The sequence below is a fragment of the Burkholderia sp. AU19243 genome (genome assembly GCF_018148075.1).
Classification (GTDB): Bacteria; Pseudomonadota; Gammaproteobacteria; order Burkholderiales; family Burkholderiaceae; genus Burkholderia; species Burkholderia latens_A.
The window spans coordinates 211,114-227,323 of the sequence record NZ_JAGSTV010000008.1; the positions used below are offsets into that span (position 1 = coordinate 211,114).

Annotated in this window: 16 protein-coding genes; 5 read left to right on the top strand and 11 right to left on the bottom strand. The window is 67.4% G+C overall.

Annotation, left to right across the window (positions count from 1 at the left end):
* Positions 1-143: 143 nt before the first annotated feature.
* The 3 genes from KDW55_RS17465 to KDW55_RS17475 all read right to left on the bottom strand — a co-directional run bounded on the left by KDW55_RS17465 (position 144) and on the right by KDW55_RS17475 (position 3,004).
* Positions 144-572 carry a PRC-barrel domain-containing protein gene (locus KDW55_RS17465; protein WP_040138887.1) on the bottom strand — a complete coding sequence of 143 codons (429 nt, stop codon included), beginning with the start codon at positions 570-572 and terminating at the stop codon, positions 144-146.
* 405 nt (positions 573-977) lie between these two features.
* Entirely contained in the window at positions 978-2,108 is a 1,131-nt protein-coding gene (locus KDW55_RS17470; protein WP_040138888.1) for a 3-deoxy-7-phosphoheptulonate synthase, read from the bottom strand.
* Positions 2,109-2,293: 185 nt separating this feature from the next.
* Positions 2,294-3,004: a YceH family protein gene (locus KDW55_RS17475; RefSeq protein WP_069243434.1), complete on the bottom strand. Its 711-nt coding sequence runs from the start codon at positions 3,002-3,004 to the stop codon at positions 2,294-2,296.
* A 547-nt stretch (positions 3,005-3,551) separates the two neighbouring features.
* Here KDW55_RS17475 and KDW55_RS17480 point away from each other — a divergent pair.
* Positions 3,552-4,316 (top strand): SDR family oxidoreductase, encoded by a 765-nt coding sequence (locus KDW55_RS17480; RefSeq protein WP_059548532.1) that lies wholly within the window; start codon positions 3,552-3,554, stop codon positions 4,314-4,316.
* 14 nt (positions 4,317-4,330) lie between these two features.
* Here KDW55_RS17480 and KDW55_RS17485 read toward each other — a convergent pair whose 3' ends face one another.
* From KDW55_RS17485 to KDW55_RS17495, 3 genes are read right to left on the bottom strand one after another with little or no spacing between them, the layout of a single operon-like run.
* Positions 4,331-5,035 (bottom strand): MOSC domain-containing protein, encoded by a 705-nt coding sequence (locus KDW55_RS17485; RefSeq protein WP_212198003.1) that lies wholly within the window; start codon positions 5,033-5,035, stop codon positions 4,331-4,333.
* Entirely contained in the window at positions 5,032-5,928 is an 897-nt protein-coding gene (locus KDW55_RS17490) for a dihydrodipicolinate synthase family protein (protein WP_040138891.1), read from the bottom strand. Before KDW55_RS17490 ends, KDW55_RS17485 begins: the two co-directional genes overlap by 4 nt.
* A 50-nt stretch (positions 5,929-5,978) precedes the next feature.
* The gene (locus KDW55_RS17495) at positions 5,979-6,761 is read right to left on the bottom strand and encodes an aldolase (RefSeq protein WP_040140874.1); all 783 of its coding nucleotides are present in this window, start codon (positions 6,759-6,761) and stop codon (positions 5,979-5,981) included.
* 135 nt (positions 6,762-6,896) lie between these two features.
* Between KDW55_RS17495 and KDW55_RS17500 the strand changes: the two genes are divergently transcribed.
* Positions 6,897-7,439: an XRE family transcriptional regulator gene (locus KDW55_RS17500; protein WP_040138892.1), complete on the top strand. Its 543-nt coding sequence runs from the start codon at positions 6,897-6,899 to the stop codon at positions 7,437-7,439.
* A gap of 31 nt (positions 7,440-7,470) precedes the next feature.
* Positions 7,471-8,208 carry a histidine utilization repressor gene (gene hutC / locus KDW55_RS17505; RefSeq protein WP_209822064.1) on the top strand — a complete coding sequence of 246 codons (738 nt, stop codon included), beginning with the start codon at positions 7,471-7,473 and terminating at the stop codon, positions 8,206-8,208.
* 106 nt (positions 8,209-8,314) lie between these two features.
* On the opposite strand, the gene KDW55_RS17510 is transcribed toward hutC, so the two are convergent.
* Together KDW55_RS17510 and KDW55_RS17515 are read right to left on the bottom strand one after the other, a co-directional pair.
* Positions 8,315-9,163, bottom strand: a complete 849-nt coding sequence (locus KDW55_RS17510) for a phytanoyl-CoA dioxygenase family protein (RefSeq protein WP_040138894.1) — start codon at positions 9,161-9,163, stop codon at positions 8,315-8,317.
* 52 nt (positions 9,164-9,215) lie between these two features.
* Positions 9,216-10,019 carry an ABC transporter substrate-binding protein gene (locus tag KDW55_RS17515; RefSeq protein WP_040138895.1) on the bottom strand — a complete coding sequence of 268 codons (804 nt, stop codon included), beginning with the start codon at positions 10,017-10,019 and terminating at the stop codon, positions 9,216-9,218.
* 796 nt (positions 10,020-10,815) lie between these two features.
* Between KDW55_RS17515 and KDW55_RS17520 the strand changes: the two genes are divergently transcribed.
* Positions 10,816-11,682 (top strand): LysR family transcriptional regulator, encoded by an 867-nt coding sequence (locus tag KDW55_RS17520; protein ID WP_040138897.1) that lies wholly within the window; start codon positions 10,816-10,818, stop codon positions 11,680-11,682.
* A 77-nt stretch (positions 11,683-11,759) separates the two neighbouring features.
* Here the strand turns inward: KDW55_RS17520 and KDW55_RS17525 are convergent, their stop codons facing one another.
* The 3 genes from KDW55_RS17525 to KDW55_RS17535 form a co-directional block, all read right to left on the bottom strand.
* Positions 11,760-12,257: a nuclear transport factor 2 family protein gene (locus tag KDW55_RS17525; protein WP_156789121.1), complete on the bottom strand. Its 498-nt coding sequence runs from the start codon at positions 12,255-12,257 to the stop codon at positions 11,760-11,762.
* A gap of 238 nt (positions 12,258-12,495) precedes the next feature.
* The gene (locus KDW55_RS17530) at positions 12,496-13,680 is read right to left on the bottom strand and encodes an amidohydrolase family protein (RefSeq protein ID WP_212161629.1); all 1,185 of its coding nucleotides are present in this window, start codon (positions 13,678-13,680) and stop codon (positions 12,496-12,498) included.
* 95 nt (positions 13,681-13,775) lie between these two features.
* Positions 13,776-14,975, bottom strand: coding sequence for an amidohydrolase family protein (locus KDW55_RS17535; protein WP_069243441.1), 1,200 nt, complete (start codon positions 14,973-14,975; stop codon positions 13,776-13,778).
* A gap of 435 nt (positions 14,976-15,410) precedes the next feature.
* On the opposite strand from KDW55_RS17535, the gene KDW55_RS17540 reads away from it, so the two are divergent.
* Positions 15,411-16,025: a glycine zipper 2TM domain-containing protein gene (locus tag KDW55_RS17540; RefSeq protein ID WP_212161628.1), complete on the top strand. Its 615-nt coding sequence runs from the start codon at positions 15,411-15,413 to the stop codon at positions 16,023-16,025.
* The last annotated feature ends 185 nt before the right edge of the window (positions 16,026-16,210 follow it).

Here is a 16,210-nt window from a genome sequence, read left to right on the forward strand (position 1 = left end):
CCATCGTCGCTCGCCGACGCGATCCGGTCGCCGCGCGGACGCTGCGCGCCGTGTGTGCCGTGTACGCCGACATCGCCGGCGCAAGGGCCACTTACGGCACGTGCGCGTTCAGGCCCGGCACATTCCGCGCCGGGCTGCTTGCGTCAATGCTTGTCGTCGACCTTCTTCGGCTTCGGCGCCGCGGGCACCTTCGCATACTGGAACGCCGGCGTCGCCTTCAGCGCGTCCTTCGTCGCGCCCGGCAGATAGATGTTGCCGTTGCGCACGTCAAGCGATGCGATCGGCACCGCGACGTCGTGCGCGGCCACGCCGAGGAACCCGCCGGCCGACACGATCGCCGCCGACACGGAGCCGTCCGGCGCGACGATCAGATCGCGCACGGTGCCGACTTTCTGGTTCGCGTCGTTGTAGACGGCCTTGCCGAGCACGCTCTTCTTCACGCTCCAGCCTTCGAGCAGCGCCTGCGATTGCTCGACGGTCACGCTGAGCGGCTGCGCGCCGGCGATCTGCGCGTGCGCGCTGACGCTCGATGCGAGGACGGTTGCTGCGATAAGGGTCTTGTAGAACTTCATGTGCGTTGCACTCCGGTTCGGTTGTTGTTGGCTCCGGGAACGAAGCGACGCGGGCGCAATGGCTGATCGGTGAGCGCCCCGCGCTTCGTCGGTCGCGTGGCGGCCGGCCGCGCCGCCACTGCGCGTGTGCATGACGGGCCGGTAGCGTCGGGCCACAGCGTGCAACACGCGGTTCATGGTAGCGACATTCGGCGCAACGTGCGTTGAGCGTGCAGCGTGGCAGGCGGGCCAGGACGGGGCAAGATCAACGATCGTGCGGATAAAGGCGCGTGCGAGGCGCGACGACGGGCGCTGCGGGATATCGATCAGCAGAACATCTGCGCGAGCGGGCCGTCGTTCATCTGCGCATCGAACTGCGCATCGAACTGCGCGGCGGATGCCACCCCGCCATGCAGCGAAACCGCGTCACGCATTGCGCGAATACACCCGGCGATGCCGCACCGCCTCGGCCAGTACGTCGAGCACCGGCTGCGTTTGCGCCCAGCTCAGGCACGCATCGGTAATCGACACGCCATACTGCAACGGCACGCCCGGCTTCAGGTCCTGCCGGCCGGCTTCGAGATGGCTCTCGACCATCACGCCGACGATCCGGTGCTCGCCCTGCGACAGCTGACGTGCGAGATCCTGCGCAACCTCGATCTGCCGTTCATGCGACTTGTTCGAGTTCGCATGCGAGCAATCGACCATCACCTGTTCGCGCAACCCGCTCTTGCGCAGCACGGCACAACTCGCCTCGACGTGCTCGGCGTCGTAGTTCGGCCCGTTCTTGCCGCCGCGCAGAATCACGTGCGCGTCGTCGTTGCCGCGCGTCTCGAAGATCGCGGCCATGCCCATCTTCGTCATCCCCATGAACGCATGGCTCGCGCGCGCGGCGACGATCGCGTCCGACGCGACCTGCACGCCGCCGTCGGTGCCGTTCTTGAAACCGATGGGGCAACTCAGTCCCGACGCGAGCTGGCGGTGGCTCTGGCTCTCGGTCGTGCGTGCGCCGATCGCGCCCCAAGCGATCAGGTCCGCGATGTACTGCGGACTCAGCAGGTCGAGGAATTCGGTCGACGCCGGCAGGCCGAGCGCGTTGATGTCGAGCAGCAGCTGGCGCGCGGCGCGCAGCCCCTCGTTGATGCGGAAACTGCCGTCCAGCCGCGGGTCGTTGATGTAGCCCTTCCAGCCGACCGTGGTGCGCGGCTTTTCGAAGTACACGCGCATCGTGATCAGCAGATCGTCCTTCAGCGCATCGGCGGCGGCCTTCAGGCGGCGCGCGTATTCGAGCGCCTGATCGTGGTCGTGGATCGAACAGGGGCCGACGACGAGCAGCAGCCGGTCGTCGCGGCCGTGCAGGATGTCGCCGATCGCGCGGCGCGTGTCCTCGACAAGCGTCTGCGTCGCGGCGGGCACCGGCAGTTCGTCCTGCAGCAGCGCGGGCGAGATCAGCGGACGCACCGCGCCGATGCGGACGTCGTCGATGCGCGTGGTGTCCTGCGTCGCGTCGGCGCTGCCTACCTCGCGATCGTGGGCGGGATTGTCGAGGTTCTGCATGGGGGTTCTCCGGGGGACGTCTTGAATGTGTTGCGGGCTCGATTATGGCATTCGCGCGGTGACGCGCGGCGCGCCGCCGTCAGAACGCGCGACGAACGAACGGCGATCCGCACGGGCTCGCCGGGCATTCGGCGCGTTGCACGAATGCCGCACGCGCCGCACGTGCGGAGGGCGCGGGCAACCCGTCAGCTCGCGGCGCCCGGTGCGTCGACGTCGATGCCGAGTTCGGTCGCCATCCGCTGGACCAGCGCGTTCAGTCGCGCCACTTCGTCCGACAGCCGCTTCTGCTCCGCCTTCAGCGCCTCGAACTCGGACGGCGGAACGGAATCCGCGCCGCCGCCCGTATCCGCACCGGCGTAATCGGCAATGTTGACTTCGCCGCACATCAGATGCATCCAGCGGTTTTCCCGCGCACCGGGCGCGCGCGGCAGCCGGACAATGAGCGGCTGCGCCCGCGCGGCGAGTTCGTCGAGGAATGCCTCGACCGACGAAATATCGGCGAAGCCGTGCAGGCGCGCGCTGTTCAGGCGCAGCTCGGCGGCCGTCTGCGGGCCGCGCAGCAGCAGGATCGTCAGCAGCGCGATCGCCTGGCTCGGAATCCCGAGCACGCGGTTCATGTTGTGCTCGAAACGCGGCACGCGGCTGCTGCTGCCTTCCATCACGAGGCTCAGATGCTTGAGCCCGTCGAGCGCGGTCGTGACTTCGTCCTCGCTGACGTTCATCACCGGCGAACGCGCGGTTTTCTGGTTGCAGCCGGCCGTCAGCGCGTTCAGCGACAGCGGATAGGTGTCCGGCACCGTGTGCTGCTTCTCGACGAGCACGCCGAGAATCCGTGCTTCGAGGGGCGTGAGTTCGCGCAGGGCGCGGGGCGTGGGCGTATCCGGCGTGGTGTTCATGATGGCGTCGCAGCGTGCAGCAGGTGAAGGGAAACGGTCGCGGCCCGTCCGGCGTCGCAAACGGGCGAGCCATATGATAGCTCGCGACGTGCGGCACGATGCCGCTCGCCGTCAAGGCGCGCGCACTTGCCGCGGCCGGCCTTTCGTCCAACGATTCGCTGCGTGCAGCGTCGTGCGACGGTGCGGGCGTTCGGTGGTGCGGATGCTTTTTGCGTGCTCGTTGTTCGTTGTTCGTTGTTCGTTGTTCGTTGTTCGTTGTTCGTTGTTCGTTGTTCGTTGCTCGTTGCTCGTTGCTCGTTGCTCGTTGCTCGTTGCTCGTTGCTCGTTGCTCGTTGCTCGTTGCTCGTTGCTCAGTATCGCGTTCCCGTTTGCGCGGCGCGAACGGCGGCGCTACGATACGCGTTCGCCCGGACACGCGGCGCCCCGCGCGATCGCGTTCGCAGCCGACTCCGTCGCAGCGCATCAGCGGTCGCGCATGTCGTGCGTGCATGCATCCGTGCCGCGCTCGCGTGGTCAACACGGTTCAACCGTTCAAACGCTTATCACCATGACTGCATCCTCGCTCACGCCGAACGTGCGCGCCATCGTCACCGGACACACGCGCGGCCTCGGCGCAGCACTCGCCGAACAACTGCTGCAACAAGGCATCGCCGTGCTCGGCGTGTCGCGCAGCCGCCATCCATCGCTCGCCGCGCAGGCGGGCGGTCGCCTCGCCGAAATCGAACTCGACCTGTCGGACGCGTCGGCCATCGCGACGTGGCTCGCCGGCGACACGCTGCGCAGCTACGTCGACGGCGCGTCGATCGTGCTGCTCTTCAACAACGCGGGCATCGTCGACCCGATCGGGCCGCTTGCGGCGCAAGACCCGACGCTCGTCGCGCGCGCGGTCGGCGTGAACGTCGCGGCGCCGCTGATGCTGTCAGCGGCGCTCGCGCAGGTTGCGTCAACGCCGACCGAATGCCGGATCCTGCACGTGTCGAGCGGCGCCGCGCGCAATGCGTACGCGGGCTGGAGCGTCTACTGCGCGACGAAGGCCGCGCTCGACCATCACGCGCGTGCCGTCGCGCTCGATGCGAATCGCGCGCTGCGAATCTGCAGCGTCGCGCCGGGCGTCGTCGATACGGCGATGCAGGCGACGATCCGCTCGACCAGCGAAGCGAACTTCCCGATGCGCGAGAAGTTCGACCAGTTGAAGGCGAGCGGCGCGCTGTCGACTCCCGAGGCCGCCGCGCGGCAGCTGATCAACTACGCGCTCAGCGATGCGTTCGGCGCCGAGCCGACGGCCGACGTGCGGAATCTGCCGCCGGCGTAACCGGGCAGCGGCCCTCATCCACCGAGCCGCTTCGTCCAGTCCTCGACCCGGCGTTCCGTCCGGCGCTTTTCGAGCATCGTGCGCCAGCCTCGCGTCAACACCGGAACGTCGCACAGCGCGTCGAGCGCCGCCATGTCGAGCGTGCGCCGGTACAGCACGTCGAGCACGTCCGACAGCGGCCATTGCGGATACGGACGCTCATGCAATGTCAGCACATCGCCCGGCGCGACCCAGCCTTCGTGCAGCACGCGGTAGTACCAGCCGGTCCGGCCGCTTTCCTGCACGAGTGCGGCCATCCGCGGATGGTCGAACCGCGCATTGAGCTTCCAGCACGGCTGCCTCGACTGCGACGCCTGGAGCACGGCGCCGCCCAGCGTGAACACGTCGCCGAGACACAGGTCATGCTCGGTCAAGCCGTGCGTCGACAGGTTTTCGCCGAATGCGCCCGGCCGCGCGAGCACGTCGCGCATGCCGATCTGCGCCGACCACCACGCATAGTGATCGTGCGCGTAGTGATGGACCGCCTTGTCGGCCCCGCCGTGATGCCGCGCATCGGCCTGACTATCGCCGGCAAAGCCGAGCGCGCCCAGCCACAGGCGCGCGTCGACCGGTTGCTTGTCGATCGCACTGACGTGCCGCGTGCCGGCCAGCGGCCCGCTGGTGCCGACGCGCACCATGCCGATGGCCGCCGCGATCGCCGGACGTGCGTCGCCGCTCATGCCGCCACGCCGTCCGCCAGGGCTGCCAGCACGCGTTCGAGTTCACGCGTGCGTGCGTCGCCAAGCGGCAGCAGCGGCCGTCTCGGCTCGCCGGCGTCGAAGCCGCGCAGCCGCAATCCGGCCTTCACGGTCACCGGCAACCCGCCGCTGACGATGAACTGCAGCAGCGGCAACTGCGCGTGGAATACCGCGCGGGCGCGCGCGAGGTCGCCCGCGCGCATCGCGTCGACAAGCGCAAGCGGCAAATCGGCATTCAGGTTTGGCGCGGCCGTGCACCATCCGGCCGCGCCCGCCGCAAGCGCGGCCAGCGCCATCGGATTGCTGCCGTTGTAGAACGGGATCGTCCCGTCGCTCAACTGCGCGAGGCGGTGCATCCGTCCGATGTCGCCGGTGCTTTCCTTGACCATCGTCACGTTGTCGACAGCCTTGCAGATCGTCACGATCAGCTCCGGCGACATGTCGACGCCGCTCGTCGCGGGATTGTTGTACAGCATGATCGGAATGCCGATGGCGTCGCCGATCGCGCGATAGTGCGCGACGATTTCATCGTTGCCGAGCTTCCAGTACGACACCGGCAGAACCATCACCGCATCGGCGCCGGCCTGTTCGGCAATGCGCGCGCGGCGCACCGCTCCCGCGGTCGTGAGATCCGAGATGCCGACGACCGTCGGCACACGCCGGCGCACCGCGCGAATCGACGCGGCGGCGACCGATTCCCATTCGGAATCGGACAGGTATGCACTTTCGCCGGTACTGCCCAGCGGGGCAATCGCATGGACGCCATCGGCGATCAGGCGCTCGATCAGCGCGTCGAGCAAGTTCAGGTCGACACAGCCGTCGGCGGAGAACGGCGTAACAGGGTAGGCGATCACGCCTTGCAAAAGAATGGACACGATGCGGATTCCTTAATGATGGGTGGATACGGTGGAAACGAAATGCCCGATCATGCGATGCAGTCCCGGTGCGTACGCAACGCGCGGCGCGCGTAGTAATCAAAGGTCACGGCGTCACGCTTCGGCTTCGAAATCCAGTCGTGCGCTTCGCGCGCCAGCGCCGGCGGAACCGGCTTGATCTCGCCGGCCGACATCGCCAGCAGTTGCAGCCTCGCCGCCCGCTCAATCAGCAGCGCGAGCATGCATGCTTCCTCGATCGTCTTGCCGACCACGAGCTGGCCATGATGCGACAGCAGGATCGCCCGCTTGCCGCCGAGCGCCTTCGAGATGATCTCGCCCTCCTCGTTACCGACCGGCACGCCTGGCCAGTCCTTCAGGAACGCGCAATCGTCGTACAAAGGGCACGTGTCCATGTGCGACACGACGAGCGGTTGCTCGAGCATCGACAGCGCCGCCACGTGGGCGGGGTGCGTATGAATGATGCAGTTCACGTCCGGCCGCTCGCGGTAGATCCACGTATGGAACCGGTTGGCCGGATTCGGAATGCCTTTGCCGTCGACCACGTCGAGATCCTCGTTGACGCGCAGCAGGTTCGCGGCCGAGATTTCATCGAAACCGAGCCCGAGCCGCTGCGTGTAATACGTGCCGGCTTCGTCCGCGCGGCACGTGATCTGTCCGGCCAGCCCCGAATCATGGCCGGCGTCGAAAAGGATCCGGCACGTCAGTGCCAGCTTCTGCCGGACGGACCAGCCGCTGTCGCCCACCTCGTTGTCGAGGCGCCGCTCCGCAAGCTCGACCAGCGCCTCCTTCGTCAAATTCAGCGTTTCCGCCATGTTCGCCTCCTGAATGAACCGGATCGGCCACGCCAACCGCAGCCGTCTCCCCGGGAGCTTCAGGACACACAATACACCTTATGACACTTTGTGTCATGCGCTACAATCGATTTTTCGAAGAACCCGTGGCGCCCCATGACGATTCGCCTGAAATTGCTCCGAAAACAGAAGGGCTGGACGCTCGACGTGCTGGCCGACGAGACCGGCCTGACCAAGAGCTACCTGTCGAAGGTCGAGCGCGGCCTGAGCGTGCCGTCGATCGGGGTTGCGCTGAAGCTGTCGAAGGCGCTGAATGTCGATGTCGAGCAGCTGTTCTCGGAAAGCCGGAACCGCGAGCTGATCACGGTCACGCGCGCGGGGGAGCGTACGGCGATGGGTGCGGCGGCCGACAGCCACGCGCACCGCTTCGAAAGCATCGCGGCCGGCGTCGCGCCGAAGAAAATGCTGCCGTTCATCGTGCACCCGCCGCACGAATTCGCGGCGTCGACGTTCCGCGAACACGAAGGCGAGGAATTCCTGTTCGTGCACAAGGGGCGTATCGAAATCGAATTTCCGAACGAGACGGTGCAACTCAAGACCGGCGATTCAGTCTATTTCAACGCACTCATCCCGCACCGCACGCGCAGCCTCGGCGCCGCGCAGGCGGAAATCCTGGTCATCGTCAGTCACGACGACTAGCCTCGTCACTTCTTCGCGCAAGGATCCTCCGATGGTCACGAAGACCACCGCACCGTTCCAGCAGATCAAGACGCTCGTTCGCCAGAACGTCGATGCAGGCGACTGGCGGCCCGGGGACCGCATTCCGTCCGAACTCGATCTCGCCGCGCAATTCGGCGTCGCGCGCATGACGGTCAACCGCGCGCTGCGCGAGCTGACCGAGGAAGGCGTGCTCAAGCGCATTGCAGGCGTCGGCACGTTCGTCGCCGAAGCGAAACCGCAGTCGAACCTGCTGATGATCGCGCACATCCGCGACGAAATCCGCGCGCGCGGGCACGAATACACGTGTCGCGTGCTGAGTCGGTCGCGCGAGCCCGCATCGTTCGACGTCGCAGCCGCGTTCGGGCTCGCGGTCAACACGCCGGTCTATCACGTCGTGTGCGTGCACGAGGAAAACGGACGCCCGATCCAGCTCGAGGACCGCTACGTGAATCCGGCCGCCGCGCCGGCATTCATCGATCAGGACTTTCAGGCGGAACCGCCGTCCGAATACCTGTTCAACAACGTGTCGCACTACGAACTGGAGATAGAGCACGTGGTCGACGCGTCGCTGCCGACAAGCGAACAGGCACGGCTGCTCGACATGCGCGCCGACGAGCCGTGCCTCACGCTCACGCGCCGCACCTGGACGAACGGGCTGCCGGTCACGTTCGTGCACTTCCTGCATCCGGGCAATCGCTACCGGCTCGGCTCGCGGTTCAAACCCGGCGCGGGCCGCCACCCGACCTGAGCAACCTTCGCCGAAGCAAGCAAACGATCGCGCGCGGCAACCGCCTCTTCGCGACGCCGCCGCCGCGCGCATGACGCCCGATGTGGTCGGTGTCCGCGAAGCCGCGTCAGATCGCCGCGACCTGCCCTGCCCCGCGCGACCACACGACCGGAAACAGCGGATGATCGAGCGGCGCACCAGCCGGCAGTTCGTCGGCGAGCCCGGGGAAATCGGGCGACGTCTTCCAGCGGCGCGGTGCGTGGCGGATATCGTCGCCGACGAAACGGATCGAGAACGCGCGCCGACGGTTCTGCGTGCCGCCCGACGCATGCAACGTCAGCATCCTGAAGCACACCATGTCGCCCGGCTCGAGCGCCCAGTGGCGGATCGGAAACGCCGAACGGTCGGCTTCGATGTCGGGCAGATCGGCGAGGCTGCCTTCCGGAAACCACTTCGCCTCCTTGTCCATGAACGTGCGCGGCATCAGCCACGGCCCACGGTGCGAGCCGGCGACGAATTCCAGCGTCGATTCGAGCGGCACCGGATCGACCGGGATCCACATGCTGACGTTGTCGTCGCCTTCGATGTTGTAGTACGGCTGATCCTGATGCCACGGCGTGCGCTGTCGCGTGCCGGGCTCCTTCACGAGCAGATGGTCGTGATGCAGCCGCACCGTCCGCGCGCCCATCAGCGCGGCCGCGACGGACGGCGCCGGCGAATGCACGATGAAGTCGCGATATGCGGCGTTGTGCTGCCAGTTGCAGAAGTCCTCGAAGAACCAGCCCGGATCGTCGGGCCGGCTCGCCACTTTCGCGCGCGCGCTCGGCTGCGCGAGATTCGCGTCGATGCCGGCGCGCAGCGCGGCCACCTCGTCGGGCAAGAAGATGCCCTTGATGCACACCGCGCCTTCGTCGCGGAACGCGGCGATCAGTTCGGGCGTCACGGCTTGCGCGACGCGGTCCTGGATACTCGTCATGGGGTGGCTGTCGATTGAATGAATCATGAGGTCATGGGCGACATGGACGGCTTCACGGTGCCGACGTCACCTGCTGCTTAGCACCGTAAATATCGAAGTCGAAGTACTTCGCAGCGATCTTCCGGTACGTGCCGTTTGCGCGGATCGCGGCGATCGCATCGTTCAGCCGCTTCTTCATCTCCGCGTCGCCCTTGCGCACGCCCATCGCGACGCCGTAGCCGGTGATACGCACGTCGGTTACGTCGGGGCCGGCGAACGCGTAGTTCTTGCCGCGCGGCGTCTTCAGGAACGCATAGCCGGCCTGCGTCTTGTCCTGGAAGGTCGCGTCGAGCCGGCCGTTCACCAGATCCTGGTACACCTGGTCCTGGTTCTGGTACGACACGATCGTCACGCCCTTCGTCGCCCATTCCGCCTTCGCGTAGGCCTCCTGCGTGGTGCCCTGGTCGATCCCGACGCGTTTGCCCGCGAGCGACGCGGCCGTGGGCAGCAGTTTCGAGCCGACCGGCGCGACGAGCGCGCCCGGCGACGCATAGAGCTTGTTCGAGAAATCGATCTGCTTGAGCCGTTCGTCGGTGGCCGTCATCGCGGACATGATCACGTCGAACTTGCGCGCGCGCAGCGCCGGAATCATCCCGTCGAAGCCCTGCTCGACCCACACGCATTTCGCGCGCAGCTGCTCGCAGATCGCATTGCGCAGGTCGATATCGAAGCCGGCGAGCGAGCCGTCCGGCTGCTTCGCCTCGAACGGCGGATAAGTGGGATCGATGCCCCACCGGATCGTCGCCGTATCCTGCGCGAACGAGACGAGCGGCGCGAGCGCCAGCACGGAAACGACAAGCTTTGCAGTGCGGATCATGACGGGTGTCCTTGTGGTCTCGACGCGGCGGCAAGCGCCGGGCGTCCATTGGGAGCCGTGCGCCGGGGAGCCGAATACGGCGCGCGAAAGACGGGACTTCGTTGAAACTGCAATGCAGTCTAGACCGCTCAATCCGTGAGCGCAAGGCATGAAAACGCAGCCATGGACGATCGGCAACGGCCGCCCGGAGAAGTCGCTCAAGATGCGCGCAATAGAGAAATATAGAGCGCTTATTGCGGCAAATTACTATATTTTTCGGTGTTTACCCGAGCGAATCGCACAGTTGATCGAGAGTGGGCGATGCCGGATATCCACATCTTCCAATGTCGATAATTCGCTGGCGCCCGAGCGCTCTTTCGTATGGATATCGGACTTTGATTGCCACCATCCTAGACCGCTTGCCGTCGACGGGCATGCGCGTCCGGTCCGCGTGATTCGCGCGTTGCGGGCAGGAACACCGCGCGGCTCTCGTCGTCTCGTGAATTGATTCGCGCGGCGTGCTTCAACACCATCCGGGCGTCGCCGGCAGCGCCGCGGTCCGTTGCGCTGCGCAGCCTTGCACCGAGCGCTCCGCCGTGGGCGGCTGCGGTGGCCGATGTGCGCACCGTCAGCGCAAGCGCGCCGGCCATCGCTCATCGTTTGAACAACATCCATCGTGCTCGTGCCGCGTGCGCCACCGCGGGCGACGCACGCACGCCGAGTCCGGCGAAACCGCGATTGCCCGCGGGCCCCGGCCATGCTAAAAGTCGTCGCATTCATTTGAAAATGAAATGCCAGAATCGATAAAAGTGCGGAAATGAATAGACCTTTGTTCGACCTCGACCTGCTGCGCGCACTCGTGATGGTGGCCGACTGCGGCAGCTTCACGACCGCGTCCGCGCGATTGCATTCGACGCAGTCGACGGTCAGCCAGAAGGTGCGGCGGCTCGAGGAGATCGCCGGGCATCGACTGCTCGACCGCGGCACGCGCGACGTACGGCCGACCGACGCCGGCGTGACGGTGCTCAGCTATGCACGGCGCATGCTCGCGCTGAACGACGAGATGCTCGAAGCGCTGTCGGGCGCGACCGTCGCGCTGACGATCCGGCTCGGCGTGCCCGACGATTTCGCGGCGGGCCGCACGACGCATGCGCTCGCGGCGTTCAAGCGCGACCACCCGCAGGTGAAGCTCGAAGTGACGTGCGGGCTGAGCCGCGACATCTGTGCGGCCTACGATCGCGGCGAGCTCGATCTCGTGCTGATCAAGCAACGGCGCGACAGCCGCGAGGCGGTGGCACGCTGGCCCGAGAAACTGCGCTGGATCGACAGCGCACGGCATCCGACGATCGACCTCGACCCGGTGCCGATCGTCGTGTTTCCGCCGCGCGGGCTCTATCGCGACGACATGATCAAGGCGATCGAGGAACGCGGCCGCCGCTGGCGCATCAGCTTCACGACATCGAGCCTGAGCGGAATCCAGGCGGCGGTGGCCGACGGGCTCGGGATCAGCGTGCTGCCCGCGCGCGTGGTGACCGACGACCACGTGGTGCTGAACGACGAGCCCGGCGGCTTCGCGCCCATCGAGCACATGGACATTGCGATCCTGCATCGGCCGACTGCCGATCCGATGGTCAGCGAACTGACGAAGGTGCTCGCGGCGATGCTCGAGCACGAGGAGGAATAAACGCGGCTCTGCGGCGATTTGGGCGTCGGCGTGCAGATGGCCGTTGGCGCTCGGTGCTGCCGAAAGACCGCCGCGCGTCAGAACATCGTATTCCCGTTCGCCGCATGCTCCGGCACCGGCTGGTTCACGTCCCAGTGCTCGACGATCTTGCCGTGCGCGAGCCGGAAGATGTCCACGATCGCGCTGCCGCGCGTGCCCGGCTCGCGCACCGCGTGCACGTGGAGGATCACGTAGTCGCCGTCGACGAACGAGCGCTTGATCTCGCTATGCGACTGCGGATACGTGTCGCGCAGGAACGCGACGAACTTGCGGAAGCCGTCGCGGCCGTCGGCCGCGTTCGGGTTGTGCTGCACGTATTGGTCGCCAACGTACGCGAGCGCGGCGTCCGCGTCCTTCTCGTTCAGCCCTTTCTCGTAGAACGCGAGCACCGTACGACGGTTCGCCTCCTGAAGTGCGCTATCCACGCTATCCACGCCGGACGCAATCGCGTGCGCGGACGTCGCCGCGAACAGGGCCGCGGCCACCCATCGCGCGCATCGCGCGGCGCGTGCCGTCGTCATGCGGGTGCATCGCATCGTCGTCTCCCCGGAAATCGAGCTGAAGGAAGCCCGATCATACCGGCCGCGATGCGTTCGATTGGACCTTATCGCCATCACTCGGGTGCGTCGTATCGGCATCTTCCGGGAGGCAGGCTGAACGAAACCCCACCCCGCCCGCCGCAACGCGCGCGTTCAGCGCGGATCGCCATCGCGCGCGCCCCGCATCGCCCGTCGGACTGAAGGCAGCCCGATCCTGCGGACAGCAAGGCGGCGTTCAGACAAGCACACCATCACGCGCGACGATCTTCCCCGACGACACGACGAGCCGTCGAGTCGGCCGCGAGACGACGGCCTCGGCAAATGTCAGCGCATCGACGAGCACGACGTCCGCACGCTTGCCCGCTTCCAGGCCGTAGTCGGCGAAGCCGCAGCCGCGCGCAGCGCCGTGCGTCACGCAGTCGAGCGCGACTTCCAGCGCATCGTCGCGCCGGAAATCGTTGCGCATGCCGATCAGCATCGCGCGCTCGAGCATGTCCGGCGAACCGTACGGCGTCCACGTGTCGCGCACGCCGTCGTTGCCGCCGATCACGGTCACGCCGGCCGCACGGCACGCAACCACCGGCGGCACCGGCACCGCGGCCGGCGCCGTCGTGACAATTGCGACGCCGAGTTCGGCCATCCGGGCGAGCAGCGCGTCGCGCTCGCGGTCGGCGATGTCGCCGAGGCAGAAGCCATGGCTGATCGTGACCTTGCCGTGCATGCCGAGCGCAGCCGTGCGCTGCAGGATCAGGTCGAGCGAATACGCCCCCATCGAGCCGCGCTCGTGCAAGTGCACGTCCAGCCCGCAGCCATGGCGCTCGGCAATGCCGAACAGCACGTCCACCGCGTCGACCGGATCTCCCTCGATCGCGCACGGATCAAGCCCGCCGAGTAAATCTGCGCCCGCAGCCAGCGCGTCGGACAGCAGCGCGGCCGTGCCGGGCCGCTTGAGCACGCCCGACTGCGGAAACGCGACGATCTGGATGTCGACCTGGCCGCGCAGCGTCTCGCGCGTCGCAAGCACACCGTGCAGATGCCGCAGGCCCGCGTCGGTATCGACGTCGACGTGCGTGCGAATGCGTGTCGTCCCGGCCGCAAGGAATGCGCGCGACAACGCGAGCGACGCGGCACCCGCATCATGGCCGCTCGTCGCGCGGTACGTGCGTTCGTTCTCGATGCGATCGACGAGTCGCGGCCCCACCGCATTGCGATACCACGGCATCCCCCAATGGGTCTTGTCGAGATGCGTATGGCCTTCGACCAGGCCGGGTAGTGCAAGCGCGTGCGCGCCGTCTTCGATCGCACAGTCGGCGGGTGCGTCGAGGGACGGGCCAATGCGCGCGATGCGGTCGCCTTCGATCAGGATGTCGAACGCTTCGTCGGCGTGCGTGCGGACGTTGCGGATCAGCAAATTCGTCATGTCGGTTCCGAGAGGGTCAGTCGGTGTATCGGTGCGTCGGTCAGTCGCTCGATGCGAGTCCGCCGCGATGCAGGCACCGCGACGGCGGTCGTTCGTCATCGCCCGAAACGCAGGGCCGGTGCAATCGGCGCGCCGGTATCGGCTTCGCCGCGGCGGAACACCCAGCGTTCGGCCGGCACGCCGGCCACGGCCGCCGCCGCATTCGGTGCGCGCACCGCGACGAAGCTCGCGTCGCAGCCGACCGCGATCCCGTAATCGGCCTTGCCGATCGCGCGGGCGCCGGCGTGCGTTGCCATGTCGAGCGCGATGCCGAGCGCGTCGTCGGTATAGAAGCCCGAGCGGTAGCCGACCATCATCGCGCGCTGCAGCATGTCACCGTTGCCATATGGCCACCACGCGTCGCGGATGTTGTCGTTGCCCGCGAACACGTGCACGCCAGCGTCGCGAAGTTGCCGCACCGGCGGGAATGCGCAGTCGCCCGGCGCGTTGGTCAGGATCGACACGCCGGCGTCGGCAAGCGCCGCGGCCGCACGCTCGACGTCGCCGTGATCGACCTGGCCGAGCGCATAGGCGTGGCTCACGTTCACGCGACCGCCAAGGCCCGCCGCGCGCGTGCGCGCCGCGATCCGCAGCAGTTGCGCGATGCCGGTCGCGCCCGGCTCGTGCAGGTGGATATCGATCTTCACGTCGCGCTTTTCGGCAATGCCGAACACGATGTCGAGCTGGCCGTCCGCATCGCCGTCGAGCGTCGTCGGATCGATCCCGCCGACCACGTCCGCGCCTTCGCGCACGGCCGCATCGAGCATCGCCGCGGTGCCAGGGCAGCTCACCACGCCGGCCTGCGGAAACGCGACGAGTTCGATGTCGACGATCCCGCGCCATTGTTCGCGCGCCGCCATCACGGCCTGCAGGTTCGACAGGCCCGTCGTCGCATCGACGTCGACGTGGCTGCGCATCGCGATCGTGCCGAACGCGGCGGCCTGCTCGATCAGCGCGTTCGCACGCTCGACGATCGGCGGCGCCGCCGCGAGCTGGCGCGTCTCGACCGCGAGCCGCTCGCGCAGCGAGCCGACCGGTTCGTGCGGCACCCAGCGATCGCCGACGAAGCTCTTGTCGAGATGGATGTGGCCGTCGACGAAGCCGGGCAGTACGACGCAGCCGCCGAGGTCGATCGTTTCCGCACCCGGCACGGCGGTGCAGTCGGCGCCGATCGCGACGAAGCGCCCTTCACGGACGACGAGGTTGATGGGCTGTCCGCCGGCATCGACGGCGTGGGTGAAGAAGCGATCGGTCATGAGCTGGAATGGGTGGGGCGGTGGCTGCGCGACACTGGCGCGGAAACGGGAACGGCACCGCAGCCGGCGGGCGGGACCGTTGGCAGCGAATGCGGCCACGATATCGGACCGGGCTGCCAGTGGCCAATTAAATGTCGCGATGCCGTGCATTCGATTCCGCAATGTGCGGCGCGGATGCCCGCGTGGGCGGATGAGGGCGCGGTCGCAGCGGAATCGGCAGAACGGCCGACGTGTGCGTGACGGGCTGCCACCTGCGCAGGCCGCCCGCGCGGCCCACCCCACGCCAATGTGCACACCGATTTGCGCGGCAACAGACTTTACACGTTGTTACCCGGCCGCACCGGACGCGCATCCGCCCTTTCCTTATACTCACGCCGAGTTCGCCACCCGTCCCGGCTTTCGTCGGCGAACACGTTGCCGATGCAGGAAATCACCATGATGCGCATGCCTTCCACGAAGACCGTTCTGTTCGCCTCGCTCGTCGCCGTGGCGGCGCTTCCGCTGACCGCCTGTGTCGCGCCGGGGTACTACGGCGCGCAACCGGGTTATCCGCAGCAGCAGTACGCGACGCCCGGCTACGCGCAACCCGCGTATTCGCAACCCGGCTACGTTCAACCGCAGCAGCCGGCCTATCCGAACCAGGCGCCGCAGTACGACCAGTACGGCAACCCGCAGCCTTACGCCGGCCAGTACGGCAACGGCTACGGCACGCAATACGGCACGGTCGCGAATATCCAGCCGGTGAGCGGCTCGGTCGGTGCGTCGGGGGTCGCGGGCACCGTCGTCGGCGCATTGGTCGGCGGCCTGGTGGGCAACCAGTTCGGCCGCGGCCACGGCCGCGACGCCGCGACCGTGATCGGCGCGCTCGGCGGCGCCGTGGCCGGCAACCAGATCGGCCAGCAAATGGGCGCGGCCCAGCCGCCAAGCAGCTACCGGATCGACGTACGCGTCAGCGACGGCTCGACGCGGTCGTTCGACGTGCAGTCGCCGGGCGACCTGCGTCCGGGCGATCGCGTGCAGATCAACGGCAATCAGCTGTCGCGGTATTAACGGCGGACGTGCCCCCGACGCGGTCGGGCGCATGACACACCGCGCCGCAGGATCCCGACGCATTGTCCGCACTTCACGCGCGCCGGCGCGACGCCCGGCGCGCATCGCTTCATCTTCGGCTCTCTCGGTCGGCGCCGCATCGCATTCGCGCACGACACCGCACCGTCACCTCCCCGCAGATCGAA

Bases quoted from the DNA above. Each gene is read 5' to 3' on its own strand.
- KDW55_RS17465 (WP_040138887.1), bottom strand. From the start codon at position 572: ATGAAGTTCTACAAGACCCTTATCGCAGCAACCGTCCTCGCATCGAGC.
- KDW55_RS17470 (WP_040138888.1), bottom strand. From the start codon at position 2,108: ATGCAGAACCTCGACAATCCCGCCCACGATCGCGAGGTAGGCAGCGCC.
- KDW55_RS17475 (WP_069243434.1), bottom strand. From the start codon at position 3,004: ATGAACACCACGCCGGATACGCCCACGCCCCGCGCCCTGCGCGAACTC.
- KDW55_RS17480 (WP_059548532.1), top strand. From the start codon at position 3,552: ATGACTGCATCCTCGCTCACGCCGAACGTGCGCGCCATCGTCACCGGA.
- KDW55_RS17485 (WP_212198003.1), bottom strand. From the start codon at position 5,035: ATGAGCGGCGACGCACGTCCGGCGATCGCGGCGGCCATCGGCATGGTG.
- KDW55_RS17495 (WP_040140874.1), bottom strand. From the start codon at position 6,761: ATGGCGGAAACGCTGAATTTGACGAAGGAGGCGCTGGTCGAGCTTGCG.
- KDW55_RS17500 (WP_040138892.1), top strand. From the start codon at position 6,897: ATGACGATTCGCCTGAAATTGCTCCGAAAACAGAAGGGCTGGACGCTC.
- hutC (WP_209822064.1), top strand. From the start codon at position 7,471: ATGGTCACGAAGACCACCGCACCGTTCCAGCAGATCAAGACGCTCGTT.
- KDW55_RS17510 (WP_040138894.1), bottom strand. From the start codon at position 9,163: ATGACGAGTATCCAGGACCGCGTCGCGCAAGCCGTGACGCCCGAACTG.
- KDW55_RS17515 (WP_040138895.1), bottom strand. From the start codon at position 10,019: ATGATCCGCACTGCAAAGCTTGTCGTTTCCGTGCTGGCGCTCGCGCCG.
- KDW55_RS17520 (WP_040138897.1), top strand. From the start codon at position 10,816: ATGAATAGACCTTTGTTCGACCTCGACCTGCTGCGCGCACTCGTGATG.
- KDW55_RS17525 (WP_156789121.1), bottom strand. From the start codon at position 12,257: ATGCGATGCACCCGCATGACGACGGCACGCGCCGCGCGATGCGCGCGA.
- KDW55_RS17530 (WP_212161629.1), bottom strand. From the start codon at position 13,680: ATGACGAATTTGCTGATCCGCAACGTCCGCACGCACGCCGACGAAGCG.
- KDW55_RS17535 (WP_069243441.1), bottom strand. From the start codon at position 14,975: ATGACCGATCGCTTCTTCACCCACGCCGTCGATGCCGGCGGACAGCCC.
- KDW55_RS17540 (WP_212161628.1), top strand. From the start codon at position 15,411: ATGATGCGCATGCCTTCCACGAAGACCGTTCTGTTCGCCTCGCTCGTC.